15 protein-coding genes and 1 pseudogene are annotated in these 14,217 nt (G+C 70.6%); 8 read left to right on the plus strand and 8 right to left on the minus strand.

What is annotated here, in order from left to right; genetic code table 11:
* Positions 1 to 26 precede the first annotated feature (26 nt).
* Positions 27 to 2,042 (minus strand): FAD-dependent oxidoreductase, encoded by a 2,016-nt coding sequence (locus ACWDEX_RS23290; RefSeq protein ID WP_450465748.1) that lies wholly within the window; start codon positions 2,040 to 2,042, stop codon positions 27 to 29.
* Positions 2,043 to 2,129: 87 nt separating this feature from the next.
* Complete coding sequence (locus ACWDEX_RS23295) at positions 2,130 to 2,552, minus strand: MarR family winged helix-turn-helix transcriptional regulator (RefSeq protein WP_450465849.1); 423 nt, start codon at positions 2,550 to 2,552, stop codon at positions 2,130 to 2,132.
* Between the two features lie 109 nt (positions 2,553 to 2,661).
* Here ACWDEX_RS23295 and ACWDEX_RS23300 point away from each other — a divergent pair, with 109 nt between their 5' ends.
* Positions 2,662 to 3,483 (plus strand): alpha/beta fold hydrolase, encoded by an 822-nt coding sequence (locus ACWDEX_RS23300; RefSeq protein ID WP_450465749.1) that lies wholly within the window; start codon positions 2,662 to 2,664, stop codon positions 3,481 to 3,483.
* Between the two features lie 18 nt (positions 3,484 to 3,501).
* Here the strand turns inward: ACWDEX_RS23300 and ACWDEX_RS23305 are convergent, their stop codons facing one another.
* Complete coding sequence (locus ACWDEX_RS23305) at positions 3,502 to 4,278, minus strand: putative protein N(5)-glutamine methyltransferase (RefSeq protein WP_450465750.1); 777 nt, start codon at positions 4,276 to 4,278, stop codon at positions 3,502 to 3,504.
* Between the two features lie 293 nt (positions 4,279 to 4,571).
* Here ACWDEX_RS23305 and ACWDEX_RS23310 point away from each other — a divergent pair, with 293 nt between their 5' ends.
* The 5 genes and pseudogenes from ACWDEX_RS23310 to ACWDEX_RS23330 form a co-directional block, all read left to right on the plus strand.
* Positions 4,572 to 5,084 (plus strand): MarR family winged helix-turn-helix transcriptional regulator, encoded by a 513-nt coding sequence (locus ACWDEX_RS23310; protein ID WP_450465752.1) that lies wholly within the window; start codon positions 4,572 to 4,574, stop codon positions 5,082 to 5,084.
* A 184-nt stretch (positions 5,085 to 5,268) separates the two neighbouring features.
* Positions 5,269 to 5,874 carry a sulfite oxidase-like oxidoreductase gene (locus ACWDEX_RS23315; RefSeq protein ID WP_450465754.1) on the plus strand — a complete coding sequence of 202 codons (606 nt, stop codon included), beginning with the start codon at positions 5,269 to 5,271 and terminating at the stop codon, positions 5,872 to 5,874.
* Entirely contained in the window at positions 5,867 to 6,640 is a 774-nt protein-coding gene (locus ACWDEX_RS23320; protein WP_450465755.1) for a ferredoxin reductase, read from the plus strand. Before ACWDEX_RS23315 ends, ACWDEX_RS23320 begins: the two co-directional genes overlap by 8 nt.
* Positions 6,641 to 7,183: 543 nt before the next feature.
* Complete coding sequence (locus ACWDEX_RS23325) at positions 7,184 to 7,768, plus strand: Rv1733c family protein (RefSeq protein ID WP_450465756.1); 585 nt, start codon at positions 7,184 to 7,186, stop codon at positions 7,766 to 7,768.
* 90 nt (positions 7,769 to 7,858) lie between these two features.
* Positions 7,859 to 7,993 (plus strand): annotated as a pseudogene (locus tag ACWDEX_RS23330) (acetylxylan esterase); the annotation flags it as partial.
* Positions 7,994 to 8,010: 17 nt separating this feature from the next.
* Here the strand turns inward: ACWDEX_RS23330 and ACWDEX_RS23335 are convergent.
* Positions 8,011 to 8,769 carry a class I SAM-dependent methyltransferase gene (locus tag ACWDEX_RS23335; protein WP_450465757.1) on the minus strand — a complete coding sequence of 253 codons (759 nt, stop codon included), beginning with the start codon at positions 8,767 to 8,769 and terminating at the stop codon, positions 8,011 to 8,013.
* 606 nt (positions 8,770 to 9,375) lie between these two features.
* Here ACWDEX_RS23335 and rho point away from each other — a divergent pair.
* Both rho and ACWDEX_RS23345 read left to right on the plus strand, forming a co-directional pair.
* Positions 9,376 to 10,518, plus strand: a complete 1,143-nt coding sequence (rho, locus tag ACWDEX_RS23340; protein WP_450465758.1) for a transcription termination factor Rho — start codon at positions 9,376 to 9,378, stop codon at positions 10,516 to 10,518.
* 104 nt (positions 10,519 to 10,622) lie between these two features.
* Positions 10,623 to 11,774 carry a D-alanyl-D-alanine carboxypeptidase family protein gene (locus ACWDEX_RS23345; protein ID WP_450465759.1) on the plus strand — a complete coding sequence of 384 codons (1,152 nt, stop codon included), beginning with the start codon at positions 10,623 to 10,625 and terminating at the stop codon, positions 11,772 to 11,774.
* Between the two features lie 57 nt (positions 11,775 to 11,831).
* Here the strand turns inward: ACWDEX_RS23345 and ACWDEX_RS23350 are convergent, their stop codons facing one another.
* From ACWDEX_RS23350 to crcB (ACWDEX_RS23365), 4 genes are all read right to left on the minus strand, one after another.
* Positions 11,832 to 12,665, minus strand: a complete 834-nt coding sequence (locus ACWDEX_RS23350; RefSeq protein ID WP_450465760.1) for an undecaprenyl-diphosphate phosphatase — start codon at positions 12,663 to 12,665, stop codon at positions 11,832 to 11,834.
* Between the two features lie 87 nt (positions 12,666 to 12,752).
* Positions 12,753 to 13,127, minus strand: a complete 375-nt coding sequence (gene crcB, locus ACWDEX_RS23355; protein ID WP_450465761.1) for a fluoride efflux transporter CrcB — start codon at positions 13,125 to 13,127, stop codon at positions 12,753 to 12,755.
* Complete coding sequence (locus ACWDEX_RS23360; RefSeq protein WP_450465763.1) at positions 13,124 to 13,537, minus strand: DUF190 domain-containing protein; 414 nt, start codon at positions 13,535 to 13,537, stop codon at positions 13,124 to 13,126. Before ACWDEX_RS23360 ends, crcB (ACWDEX_RS23355) begins: the two co-directional genes overlap by 4 nt.
* Positions 13,534 to 14,010, minus strand: coding sequence for a fluoride efflux transporter CrcB (crcB, locus tag ACWDEX_RS23365; protein ID WP_450465764.1), 477 nt, complete (start codon positions 14,008 to 14,010; stop codon positions 13,534 to 13,536). The genes ACWDEX_RS23360 and crcB (ACWDEX_RS23365) overlap by 4 nt, the downstream gene beginning before the upstream one ends.
* Positions 14,011 to 14,217: the final 207 nt, after the last annotated feature.

Consider the following 14,217-nt stretch of genomic DNA (forward strand, 5'->3'; position numbering starts at 1 on the left):
AAGACCCCGTCCCCTGAGGACAGCCCTCAGAGCGCCGCGGCCAGCTCCGTGCCCTGCTTGATCGCGCGCTTGGCATCCAGTTCGGCCGCCACGTCGGCGCCGCCGATGAGATGTGCGGACCGGCCCGTGGCCACCAGCTCCTCGTACAGGTCGCGGCGCGGCTCCTGTCCCGTGCACAGGACGATCGTGTCGACCTCCAGGACCTGGCTCACACCGTCAACGGTGATGTGGAGCCCGGCGTCATCGATCCGGTCGTAGCTGACGCCGGGGACCATGGTGACGCCCCGGTGCTTCAGCTCCGCGCGGTGGATCCAGCCGGTGGTCTTGCCGAGCCCCGCGCCGACCTTGGAGGCCTTGCGCTGGAGGAGGTGGACAGTGCGCGGCGGGGCGGCCCGCTCGGGCGCGGCCAGGCCGCCGGGGGCTCGGTAGTCCGTGTCGACACCCCAGCGGCGGAAGTAGGCCACCGGGTCCTCACTCGCCTTGTCGCCGGGGTCGGTGAGGTATGCGGCGACGTCGAAGCCGATGCCGCCCGCGCCGAGGACGGCGACCCGCTCGCCGACGGGGGCGCCACCCCGCAGCACGTCGAGGTAGCCGAGGACGCTGGGGTGGTCGACACCGGGGATCGCCGGGGTGCGTGGGGTGACGCCGGTCGCGACGACGATCTCGTCGTGGTCCGCGAGGTCCGCGGCTGCGACACGGGTGTTCAACCGGACGTCCACGTCGTGCTCTTGGAGCTGGGTGCGGAAGTAGCGAAGCGTCTCGTCGAACTCCTGCTTGCCGGGGACGCGGCGGGCCACGTTGAGCTGGCCGCCGATCTCGTCCGCCGCGTCGTAGAGCGTGACGTCGTGGCCGCGCTCGGCGGCGGAGACGGCGCAGGCGAGCCCCGCGGGGCCGGCGCCCACCACCGCGACGCGCTTGCGCAGCCGGGTCGGGGAGAGGACCAGTTCGGTCTCGTGGCACGCGCGGGGGTTGACCAGGCAGGAGGTGATCTTCCCGCTGAAGGTGTGGTCGAGGCAGGCCTGGTTGCAGCCGATGCAGGTGTTGATGGCCTCGGGGCGCCCGGCCGCGGCCTTGCCGACGAAGTCGGGGTCGGCGAGCATCGGGCGGGCCAGGGAGACCATGTCGGCGTACCCCTCGGCGAGCAACTTCTCGGCAAGTTCGGGGGTGTTGATGCGGTTGGTCGTCACCAGCGGGACCGAGACGGCACCCATGACCTTCTTGGTCACCCAGGCGTAGGCACCGCGCGGCACGGAGGTGGCGATGGTCGGGATACGCGCCTCGTGCCAGCCGATACCGGTGTTGATGACGGTGGCCCCGGCGTCCTCGACCGCTTTGGCGAGCGTGAGGACCTCGTCGAGGGAGGAGCCGTCGGGGACGAGGTCGAGCATGGACAGCCGGTAGATGATGATGAAGTCCTCGCCGACCGCCTCGCGGACGCGACGGACGATCTCCACCGGGAAGCGCATGCGGTTCTCGTAGGAACCGCCCCAACGGTCCTCGCGCCGGTTGGTCCGGGTCGCGAGGAACTCGTTGATGAGGTAGCCCTCGGAGCCCATGATCTCGACACCGTCGTACCCGGCCCGGCGGGCCAGTCGGGCCGCGCGCGCGTAGTCGTCGATCGTCCGCTCGACCGCGGCGTCGGACAGCGCCTGCGGGACGAACGGGCTGATCGGGGCCTGGAGCGCGCTGGGCGCGACGAGGTCCTGGTGGTACGCGTACCGGCCGAAGTGAAGGATCTGCATCGCGATCCGCCCGCCCGCGCGGTGCACGGCCTCGGTGATCACGGAGTGCCGCTCGGCCTCCGCCTCGGTGGTGAGCTTGGCACCACCTTCGTACGGGCGTCCGGCGTCGTTGGGCGCGATACCGCCGGTGACGATGAGCCCCACGCCTCCCCGGGCCCGTGCGGCATAGAAGGCGGCCATGCGTTCGAACCCGCCGTCCGCCTCTTCGAGGCCCACGTGCATCGAGCCCATGATCACGCGGTTGGGCAGCGTGGTGAAGCCCAGGTCGAGCGGGGTCAGCAGATGCGGGTAGCGGCTCATCGGGCCCTCCATCGGGGTGCGGTGCTCGTCTGTTGTAGACGACCGCACCCCATTTATGCAACTAGTTGCATAATAGCTCGGACCCCTTCAGCCCACATCTACGTCGTCGAAGATGTCGAGCATCCCCGTGAGCACGCGCACGCAGGTCCGTACGTCCGCCTCGGTGAAGCCACCGCGGACCTGACCGAGCAGGGCGTACTCGCGGGCGGCGACGGCATCGATGGCCGCCTGGCCGTCGTCCGTCAGCCGGATCAACGAGGACCGCTTGTGGGCCGGGTTGGGGATGCTCTCGACCAGCCCGCGCGCCGCCGCATCATTGACCATCCGCTGTACGAACTGCCTGCTGAGCGCCTGCGCTCGGCCCATCTGCGGGACGGTCAGGGGGCCGTGCCCCCGCAACAGGTCGAGGACGGCGCGCACACCGACAGAGATCCCCTCGATCGGCTCGGCCTGTTCGACCTTGCGCAGCACCCGCCGGTACAGCGGGCCCACCAGGCTGAAGACCTCCATGAGACGAGGGGCGAGTTCGTCGGGGTCGAGTGGCGCATTTTCGTCGGTCACGTCGACAATTATGACACCCAAGTTGTCAATTGCTTGGCAACTTGACACCTTGGTTGTCATGAAGCACACCTCGGAGACACAGACACTCAAGACCGACGACGGCTGCCTCGCCTACCGCGACGAAGGGGCGGGACCGCCGCTGGTCCTGGTACACGGCGGCTTCGTCGACCACCGGATGTGGAACGACCAGATTCCCGTGTTCGCGCAGACCCACCGGGTGATCGCCGTGGACGCCCGGGGTCACGGAGCCTCGTCGAACGCGACCGGACCGTTCCGCCACACCGACGACCTCGCCGCGCTGCTGCGCCATCTCGACGTCGGCCCCGCGACCCTGGTCGGACTGTCCATGGGCGGGGGGATCGCCGTCGACACCGCGCTGGAGCACCCCACCCTGGTCCGCGCCCTCGTCGTCAGTGGCGTCGGAACCAGTGAGCCCGACTTCCAGGACCCTTGGACCAAGGACACCCAGGCCGCGTATTGGCAGGCGCTCGGCGTCGGCGACATCGACGCCTTCTTGGATGCGTTCTCGCTGTTCGTCTACGGCCCGCATCGCACCGCAAAAGACGTCGACCCCGAAGTCGACCGTCGAGTACGGGAGATGGCCCGGAGCACGATCGCCAAACACACCGCCGACGAACCGGACTGGTCCGTCCCCGTCACCGACACCTGGTCCCGCGCGGCGACGATCGAGGCGCCGGTGCTGGCCGTCAACGGCGGCGTCGACTCGGTCGATCACATCGGCGCGGCGGAACGCCTCGTACGCGCCGTCCGGAACGGCCGGGTCACGACCGTCGAAGGCACCGCGCACTACCCCAACATGGAGCAGCCCGGCGCCTTCAACGCGATCGTTCAGGAATTCCTGCACTCCCTGAGCCTCTGACTCCTGCCTCCGGGATCGCTAACGCGGCGTGCCGATCAGGACATTGGCGCACAACTCCGCGGAGACGGCGAGCCGGACCTCCAGGCCACCACGGGTGAACGCCTCGACCCCTAGCGGGACTTGGCGTTCACTGGCCTCGACCAACAGCGCGCCGCCGGGCGCCAGCCACCGCACCGCCTCGGCCGTGACGCGGCGCAGCACGTCCAGCCCGTCCGCACCGCCGTCGAGGGCGACCAAGGGTTCGTGGTCGCGGGCCTCGGCGGGCAGCAGCGCGACCTCGCCCGTGGGGACATAGGGCACGTTGGCGGCCAGGAGGTCGACACGGCCGCGCAGTTCGTCCGGGAGCGCCGCGAACAGGTCGCCCTCGTGGACGTGTCCGCCGTACGCCGCCACATTGCCGCGGGCGCAGCGCACGGCGGGCGGATGGATGTCGGCGGCGTGCAGTTCGGGCCCGTCGAGCGCCGCGGCGAGGGCGGCACCCACCGCGCCCGAGCCACAGCACAGGTCCACGACGACGGTTGCGTCCTTCCCGACGGCAAGCGCCTGTTCGACAAGGAACTCGGTGCGGCGTCGGGGCACGAAGACGCCCGGTTCCACGGTCACCCGCAGACCGTGGAACTCAGCCCAGCCGAGGACCTGTTCGAGGGGGAGACCGGCGGCCCGCCGGTCGGCCATGGCGGTGGCCTCCTCAGGCGTGCGGGCGGTGGAGAGGATCAGTTGCGCCTCGTCCTCGGCGAAGACACAGCCGGCGGCACGAAGCGTGGAGACGAGAGTGGAATGCGACGGTGATGGCATGAAGCCGAGAAGCCTTTCGGTGGACCGAAGGGCGCCCTCGCGGTCACCTGCGATCGTGATCCGCGCTGTTTCGAGGTGAGAGCACCCTGGCTGGCACAGCGGAAATGGGTCTCACCTCCTCGGTCGCGAGCCGGCCGGGACGATCCACAGCCGGGAGCGATCACCCTAGCAGTCACCCATCGCACACCGACCGCTTCTTCCCGCTTCCCGCCGCACCCCTGTTCCATTGGTTGGCTTACGCAACCTTTTTTCCGAGTTGTACTATACAACCGGAGAGGGAGGGAGGTCCCGCAATGCCAACCGAGGGGCCCCATGGGACCGTTGCCAGGGAGCGTGACGCCCGTGAGTCCGTCGCCGACACGGCTGTCGAGACCATCCAGCGTGAGATGACGGCGTTCGCGCGGCGCGCCCGCGCCTCGGCCGGGCGCATGCATCCTGAGCTCTCACTGGTCTCGTACACCCTCCTCGGGCACCTGGAGGAGAGCGACGGCTGCCGCGCCACCGACCTCGCCGCGCACTACGCGCTGGACAAGTCCACGGTCAGTCGGCAGGTGACCGCGCTGGAACGGGCCGGGCTGATCGAGCGCCGGCTCGACCCGGAGGACCACCGGGTACAGGTGCTGTATCTGACCAAGACGGGTAGACGGATCCTCGCCCGGGTCACCGAGAGTCGCCGCGAGGCGTTCCGGGAGCGGCTGACGGGCTGGCCGGAGGCGGACCTGGAACGCTTCGCGGGATACCTGCTGCGGTACAACGCGGCGGCGGCCGCCACACCGATCAGACCGTCCGGGTCGGCGGGCGACTGACCGGGGGGTCGGTCGCACCGGCGGTTCCCGCGCCAGCACGCCCGAAGGACGAGGGCACCGGCTCCATGCACCGGCGCGTCCCCGGGGACGGAGCAGGCCCGGCGGACGCGTACGGTGGAATGCGTACGCATTGATCACGCACGACCGGCTTTCCCGACCGGACGGCCTGGAGGCACCACCTGCCATGAACGTCACCCGCGGCTTCACCGGGCGCCCGCGTGTCCCCAACCCTGGACTTCCGCCCGGCCAGTACGACGCCGGTGAGGACTGGCCCATCCTGTCCGCCGAGGTCACTCCCGATCTGGCGGCCGCGGAGTGGACGTTCCGGATCGACGGGCTGGTCGCCGAGCCGCGCACCTGGGGCTGGGAGGACGCGCACGCGCTGCCGGCGTCCGCGTACAAGGGTGACATCCACTGCGTGACCGGCTGGTCGAAGTTCGGGGTGCGGTTCGGCGGTGTGTCCCTCGACGTCTTCCTGGACCTCGTACGGCCGGGGGCGACGGCCACGCACGCCGTCGCCTACTCCCACACCGGGTACACCACGAACCTCCCCCTCTGCGACCTCACCGGAGGGCGGGCCTGGATCGCCTTCGAGTACGACGGCGAACCGCTGCCCCCCGAACACGGCGGGCCCGCCCGGCTGCTCGTGCCGCACCTGTACTTCTGGAAGAGCACCAAATGGATCGCGGGCCTCAGGATCCTCGACCATGACGAGCCGGGATTCTGGGAGCAGAACGGCTATCACGCGCGGGGCAACCCCTGGGAGGAGCAGCGGTACTCCGGTGACTGAGACGACTGTGACATCCGAGCCCTTCGTTCCTCCCACGCGCTTCGCGGTGCCCGGTCGGATCGCCGTGAGCAACCAGACGGCCACCGTGTGGCAGACCGCGACGCTGACCGAGATCCGCCGGGAGACTCCGCACGCGGCGACGTTCCGGTTCGCGGTGCCCGGTTGGGCGGGCCATCTGCCAGGCCAGCACCTGATGCTGCGGCTGACCGCACTGGACGGCTACGCGGCGCAACGGCACTACTCGATCGCGTCGCCGCCGGACGACGCCGGGCACATCGAACTGACCCTGGACCATGTCGAGGGCGGCGAGGTCTCCGGCTGGTTCCACACCGTGGCCAGGCCCGGGGACGAGGTCCAGGTGCGCGGCCCGCTGAGCGGCTTCTTCGCCTGGCCCGGCGACCGGCCCGCGCTGCTGCTCGGCGCCGGGTCGGGGGTCGTCCCACTGATGTCGATGGTGCGCCACCACCGGGCGCGCGCCCTGGACCTGCCGCTGCGGCTGCTGGTGTCGGCGCGCGGGCCACGGGAACTGATCTACGCCGACGAGTACGGCGCGGAGAGCATGCCGGTCTTCACACGCAGCGCACCCGAGGGCGTACCTGTGGGCCGTATGTCGGCCGCCCATGTGGCGCCGCTCCTGGCCGACGCCCCTCCCGGCGGGTGGGAGGCCTATGTGTGCGGCTCCAACGGGTTCGCGGAGCACGCCTCGCGGCTGCTCGTCGAGGCCGGGCAGCCGGTGGACCGTATCCGCATCGAACGCTTCGGCTGAGTTCGGGGCCGGGCCCGGCTGTCGGCAGGCGAGGCGACCGGCAGGGCGGTTTCGGGACCGGATGGCCAGGAGCCCCGACGGGGAGGACAATCGGTATGAAAAGCCGTTCAACAAGCCGTTGTGATCCGGAAGCATCCCGTGCCAGGTACGCGCGTGTCGCTGAACGGCCGTCCGCCGGCCCGGGGCCGGCGAGCACGGTCGCTCCGACGTGACCCCGTCCGGACTGCGGGAGGCACCGGGACCGCCGCCGTGGTGCACGGCGCACGCGGTGGTTTGACGGCCCGTCGAGGGGCAAGGCGTACGAATGCGTCGCGGGCGCCGACACATGGTGCCCCGCCGAGGGGTTGCCGCCTGTGGCCCGGGGGTGGTACGCGGGTTCCCCGCTCTCCGTGCACCGTGCGGACCGATCGCGCGAGTACTGAATCGACGCCGAATCCCTGGTGGACGCTCGCGTCCCGGCACGGTACGCCGGGCAGGCGGGTCATGCCGGCCGAGGGGCGGCCGGTGCCTCCACGAGCGGGACGCGGCGGCTAGGAGGTCGAGATGCGAACCCGGGTGCGCGGCTGGCGCTGGCGGCGCAATCCGCTGCGCCGCCGGTCGGATGTCGTAGAGGCGTGGACAGCACTGGTCCTCGCGGTTCTGCTGTGCGTCGGCGCGCCGTTCGCGGGCACGGTCGCGGCCTGGTGGGCGTACGACAACGCGCACGCGGCACAGGTGACCCAGCGCGCCCAACGCCATGAGGTGCCGGCGGTGCTGCTCGAGGACGCCCCTGCCGCGGTGCCCTCGACACAGGGCGGCAACCAGCCGCTGTACCGGGTGAAGGTGCGCTGGACCGAGCCGGGGCAGGGCACGCGGTTCACGCTCGCCCAGGTGCCGGCGGGCTCGCGGCACGGCGAGCGGACAGCAGTGTGGCTGGACGCCAGGGGCAACGGCGTCGCCCCACCGGTGAGCGACGCCGCGGTGTGGCAGCGCTCCCTGTCGGCCGGGGTGTGGGCCACGGGTGGTGTGGTGGGGACCGTGCTGCTGGTCCGCGCCGTGATCAGGCGGGTCGCCGAGCGGCACCGCATGGCGGAGTGGGAGGACGAGTGGGCCCGCACGGGGCCGGAGTGGCGGCGGCGGACGGCATGACAGGCCGGGGCACAGCCGCCGGGAGGTGACGGATCTCGGTCTGGCAGCCGCCCGACGGCCGCCGTACGGTGTGGCTCATCCGCTCCGACCTCGAAGATTTTCGCCGCGTTCAACGCGTGGGCGCACCAGCCCAAGACGATCGAGGTGTACGACTTCAACGACCATGAGAGCGGCGGTCCCTACCAGGAGGCGGTCAAGCTGCGCTGGCTGCCGGCCCGTTTCTGAGACACCGACACGGCATCTCAGCGGGAACTCACGGACTCCGAACCCGATTGCGTCTCCCGGGTGGCCACGACCAGTCGGCAGCGCGGACTTCCGTCGGGCCTGCGACCGAAGTCCGGCAGTGCCTGGTGCTCCACCGTGAAGCCGGCGCGCGCCAACTCCCGCCGCACATCGCCGAAGCGGAACGCCCGGTAGTACATGACGAACGGCGGCCGCCAAAGGGCATTGCGGACACGCATCGCGGTGTCGAAGCCGAGCAGCGCCCAGTACCAGGGCGACGTTGGGTGCGGCGGGGCCCCGATCGGAAACGCGAACGTCCCTCCCGGCCGCAGCACGGAGTGGACCTGCGCGAACAGACCGGGCAACTCGCCGGGCAGGAAGTGCCCGAAGGCGCCGAAGCTCACGACCAGGTCGAAGGCGGGACCGAAGGGCAGGGCGCGGGCGTCGCCGCGCACCCAGGCGACGCGCGGCGGGCCGTCGGCACGTGCCCGGTCCCGTCCCACGGACAGCATCCCCGTGCTGAAGTCCACGCCGGTGACGCTACGGCGGCACACCGTGCGCAGCATGTCCATGCCCGCTCCGGTACCGCAGCACAGATCGAGCCCGTGGTCGAAGGGTCCCCTGGTCGCCAGTGCGTCCTCGACGGCGTCAAGGATCGCGTCCGACGTACGGAAGGGGGTGTGGTCGAACGTGGGCGCGAGCAGGTCGTATCCGCGCTCGACCGAGGACAACGCCTGGACGGCCAGCTCTCGGAGGGTGGGTCCGTGCGGGGAGAACATCACCCTCAGCTTACGGGCAGCGAGCAGCACGGTCCCGGTCGTGCAGGGCGCCGGCGGCCGCCCCTCTGTGACCAGGCGCTTGCGCGGTAACTCCCCGCCGGCGGAACCTCGTTGTCGTACGACGAACGAATCGGCCCGCTCACTACGCCCTGCGCGGCACCGACCACGCTGCGCCTTCACACCCGCGCCATGGGTGGTACAGTGCGATCAGCACCTGTGTACGCCCCGTCTCGGGCGCCGGTGCCAGTTCCTCCTCATTTCGCTGACCCGCCTGTCGTTTCCGGGTCGGCGCATCGGCTTCCGGCACCACCTCGTGAGCAGTAGTTCTCCGCCGTACCCGAGGTGACGTTCCTCGCCGCACCGAGGCGTGATCACACCGTCTCCGCGGCACTCCCCTTCCCCCTTCCTTCTGCCTTCCGTCCGTGAACGGACAGCAGCGATCGGAGTCGCGTCTCCCAATTGGCGGTCGAGTCGTCGCGGGGCTCCGGGCGGCCAAGTCCTTTGAGCCTTGCCGACGGCTTCCGCATGACAGCCATACCCAGAACCCCCCGGGCCCTCCGATCTTACGAATGACCAGAGCGACCACTCTTGAAAGGTAGGACTCCCATGACCACCACACTCGAACACCCTCCTGTCCAGCAGGAGCCCGCGCCCCGGACCGTCACCGGTGTCCTGGACATCGACCACGGCGGGAAGGGGTACCTGCGGACCGAGGACTGCCTGCCGTCGCCGACGGACCTCCAGGTCCCCCCGGCCCTGATCCGCCGCCTCGGCCTACGCAAGGGCGACACGCTCGTGGGCGTACGCGGTGGGCAGCGCGCCCTCGCCGAGGTCGAACAGATCAACGGCCGCACACCCACCGAGCAGCGCCGCCGCCCGCACTTCCGTGACCTCACCCCACTGCACCCGCGCGAGCGCCTGCGGCTCGAACACCCTGCGAGCGGTCTCGCCGGACGTGTCGTCGACCTGATCTCTCCCGTCGGCAAGGGCCAGCGTGGGCTGATCGTAGCCCCGCCCAAGACCGGCAAGACCGTACTGCTCCAGCAGCTCGCCGCCGCCGTCACCGGCAACCACCCCGAGTGCCATCTGATGGTGCTGCTGCTGGACGAGCGACCGGAAGAGGTCACCGACATGCGGCGCTCGGTGCGCGGCGAGGTGCACGCCTCCACTTTCGACCGAGCCCCGAAGCAGCACATCGCGCTCGCCGAACTGGTCGTCGAGCGGGCCAAGCGGCTGGTCGAGCAGGGGCAGGACGTCGTCATCCTGCTCGACTCCCTGACCCGGCTGTGCCGGGCGCACAACAACGCGGCCGCAGCCGGTGGCCGCACCCTCAGCGGCGGTGTCGACGCGGCTGCCCTGCACGGCCCCAAGCGGCTCTTCGGTGCCGCCCGCCTGGCCGAGGAGGGCGGCTCGCTCACCATCCTGGCCACCGCCCTGGTCGAGACCGGATCCCGCGCCGACGACTTCTTCTTCGAGGAACTCAAGAGCACCGGGAACATGGAACTGCGCCTGGATCGCTCTCTGGCTGCCCGTCGGATCCACCCCGCCGTCGACATCACCCCTTCCGGCACCCGGCGTGAGGAACTCCTGCTCTCGGCGGATGAGTTGACGGCCGTACGGGGTCTGCGGCGCGTACTGCGGTCACGCGACGGCCAGACAAGCCTGGAGATCCTGATGGAACGGATGCGGACCACACCGGACAACGCGGCCTTCCTGCGTCAGGTCCAGCCCACGCTGCCGACCGACTGACCTTCCGCGCCAGCAGGCCCGGCGTGCGGCATCCGGGTGCACGTTCCCCCCACTCGGCTCAAGCGATCGGGGCCCAGACGCTCCGCATTCCTACGGTGTTCGGTATGACTGTCGTTCTTCCGTACCGCATCGTCGTTTCCTGCTGTGCCCTCTGCGCGGCCGGGGCGCTGGCCCTCGCCCCGCACCCGGTCGCCGCCCAGGTGCGCACCGACTCAGCCGCCCCGTCGCCCACGGCCTCGCAGCAGCCGCTGCTGTACCGGTCCGGCACACAGGTGCGGCTGCGCCCGGGGATCCCGGAGGTCCCGGACGTGTCGGCGCTGTCCTGGCTGGTGGCCGACGCCGACACCGGCGACGTGCTGGCCGCGTATGACGCCCACCGCCCGCTACCGCCCGCGAGCACCCTGAAGACACTGTTCGCCCTCACGGTCCTGCCTGTACTGCCCCGCGACGCCTGGCACACCGTCACCCAGCGGGAGCTGGCGGGTATCGGCCCCGGCAGCAGCCTCGTCGGGCTCAAGGAGGGACTGACCTACCGGGTGGCCGACCTGTGGAAGGGAGTCTTCCTGCATTCCGGCAACGACGCCGTGCATGTGCTGGCCGCGCTCAACGGCGGCTGGCAGACCACGGCCCGCCAGATGCAGGCCAGGGCCCGAGCGCTTGGCGCCCTCGACACCCATGTCGTCTCGCCCGACGGCTACGACGCTCCGGGGCAGGTGTCGTCCGCGTACGACCTCGCTGTCTTCGGACGGGCGGGACTACGCAACGCGGATTTCGCCCGCTACTGCGCCACCGCCGAGTCGAGCTTCCCCGGCGACGGCGCGTCCTACGAAATCGCGAACACCAACCGGCTGCTGACCGGCAACAACGGCGTGGCGGCCTACCCGGGGCTGATCGGCATCAAGAACGGCTACACCAGCGGAGCGGGCCACACCCTGGTGGCCGCTGCCCGCCACGGCGAGCGCACCCTCGTGGTGACGGTGATGAACCCTCAGCAGGGCGGCGCCTTCGCGGTCTACGAGGAGGCCCGCCGACTGCTGGACTGGGGCTTCTCCACCGTCGGCCGCATCGCGCCGGTCGGCTCCCTCCTGCCCCCTCGACCGGCCGTGTCGCGGATCGCTCCGGTCACGGTTCAGTCGGCGAAGCCGGACAACGACTGGCTCGAGGCGGGGACGATCGCGGGCGCGGTCGGCGCGGGCGCGGGGGCGCTTGCGCTGGCGTTGCGGCTGAAGGGCGGCGGCCGGTCGGCGCGCCGCTGACCGACCGGCAGCAGCCGGCTGTCAACGCCGGGTGGCCGGGAAGCGACTTTACGGTGATCAGCCGAGCGCGCCGGTCGTGAGCAGGCCCAGGAGCAGCACCCCGATGACGATCCGGTAGAGCACGAAGGCGTTGAAGGAGTGACTGGCGATGTACTTCAGCAGCCAGGCGATCGAGGCGTACGCGACCACGAACGAGACGATCGTGCCGACCGCGAGCGGTGTGACGCCCACCCCCGCGCCCAGGGCGTCCTTCAGCTCGTAGATACCCGCACCGGTGAGGGCCGGGATACCGAGGAAGAACGAGAGGCGGGTGGCGGCGACACGGTCGAGGTCGAGGATGAGCGCGGTCGACATCGTGGCGCCCGAGCGGGAGAAACCGGGAAAGAGCAGGGCGAGGATCTGGGAGCAGCCGACCAGCATCGCGTCCTTGAACGAGGTGTCGTCCTCACCGCGCTTGTGCCGGCCCGTCCGGTCGGCCGCCCACATCACGCCGGACCCGACGATCAGCGAGGCCGCGACGACCCAGAGCGAGCCGAGCACGCCGTCGATGAGCGGCTTGGCGGCCAGGCCCACGATCACGATCGGGATGGTGGCGTAGATGACCCACCAGGCGAACCTGTAGTCGTGATGACGACGCTCCTCACGGTCGGTGAGGCCGCGGAACCAGGCGGAGGTGATCCGCACGATGTCGTTGAAGAAGTACACGAGCACGGCCGCGATGGCGCCGACCTGGATGACGGCCGAGAAGCCGACGACGGACTCGTCGTCCACGGGGATCCCCATGAGCCCCTCAGTGATCTTGAGGTGGCCGGTCGAGGACACGGGGAGGAATTCGGTCACCCCCTCGACGATTCCGAGGACTACGGCCTGACCGACGTTGATGGCGCTCATGGGTCACCCAGTTCTGAGGAGTTGGCCGGCAGTGCTCTCGACGCTGGTGCTTTGGACGTTTCTACTACGCGCGGCGACATCCACCGGCTAGCGCCACAATGCCTGGGCGAACGAAACCCCGACGAAGGCCGCGCCGAGTCCCGCCGCCACACTCGCGACGACGTTCAAAGCGGCGTAGAACCCCGCACCGGTCTGGGTCAGCCGCAGGGTCTCGTAGGAGAAGGTCGAGTATGTGGTCAGCCCTCCGCACAGGCCCGTGCCGATCAGGAGTTGCAGGTGGGGCGAGGCGTGACCGGCCGCGACCGCACCGGTCAGCAGGCCCAGGATCGCGGAACCCATGACGTTGACGACGAGGGTGCCCCAGGGGAAGACGGTGTCGTGTCCGAGCTGCACCGCACGGTCGGTGAGGTAGCGCAGGGGCGCACCGACCATGGCGCCGACGATCACCAGCAGCCAGTTCACAACGGGTTCTCACCTTTCCCGTCCGCCGTGCGCGGTACGTCGTGGCGCCCCGCGTACCGGATGACCTCGCAGTCGTCGAGGGTGACCAGTCCGTCGGTGACGAGTTCCTCGAGCTGTGGCAGGAAGGCGCGGACGCGTTCCTCGGTGTCGACGATGACGACGGCCACGGGCAGTTCCTCGCTCAGCGACAGCAGCCGCGAGGTGTGGATGAGCGAGGAGGCGCCGAAGCCCTCGATGCCACGGAAGACGCTCGCGCCGGCAAGGCCCGCGGCATGCGCGCGATGCACGATCTCCGCATAGAGGGGCTTGTGGTGCCACCGGTCGTGCTCGCCGATGAAGACGGTCAGCCGCAGGGCCCTGTTGGCCGGCCGTGTCGTCTCCGCCGGTCGCCGGTCCCGCATCTCGTTCATCGTTGCCGCCACGCCAGGGCACGACGGGCGGCCGTCATCGCGAGCCATACGGCCGTCAGGGCACCGAGCGGGGTCGCGAACAGATAGGCGAGCGCGGTGCGCGGATGGCCCGCGCCGACCAGTTCCTGGACGCCGACGGCGTACGTCGAGAAAGTAGTGAAGCCGCCGAGCACACCGGTGCCGAAGAAGGGCCGCACCAGCCGGTGGGCCGCCCACACCTCGGTGATCACGACCATGAAGACGCCGATCACGGCACAGCCGACGAGGTTGACCCCGAAGATGGCCCAGGGGAAACCACCGGTCCCCACCGGCCACAACAGCGAGGCGGCGTAACGGGCGCCGGCGCCGATGCCTCCGCCGAGTGCGACGACCGCCACGACGGGCCCCTGCCCCTGCCAGGGCGACGGCCTCGGGGAGGACTCGGACGCGGTGGCGCCGAGCGCGTCGGCACTCTTGGGGTGCGGGACTGTCATCGACGTACTTCTCCTACTCGCCGGGGCCCTGGGGAGGGGCACGCTCGATCGCAAGTAGGGACCGTTGGCGGCGGGCACTGCCGCGGTTGGGATACGGCGGGCCCCACCGCCGCGCCGCGAGACACGTTCGCGGCCGGCGAACAGCTTAACCCCGGGCACGGCTGCCTCGCACACGCGGTGTCAGCCGGTGTCGTGAGAGGCGCGGGC

Source organism: Streptomyces sp. NPDC001020, assembly GCF_053599115.1.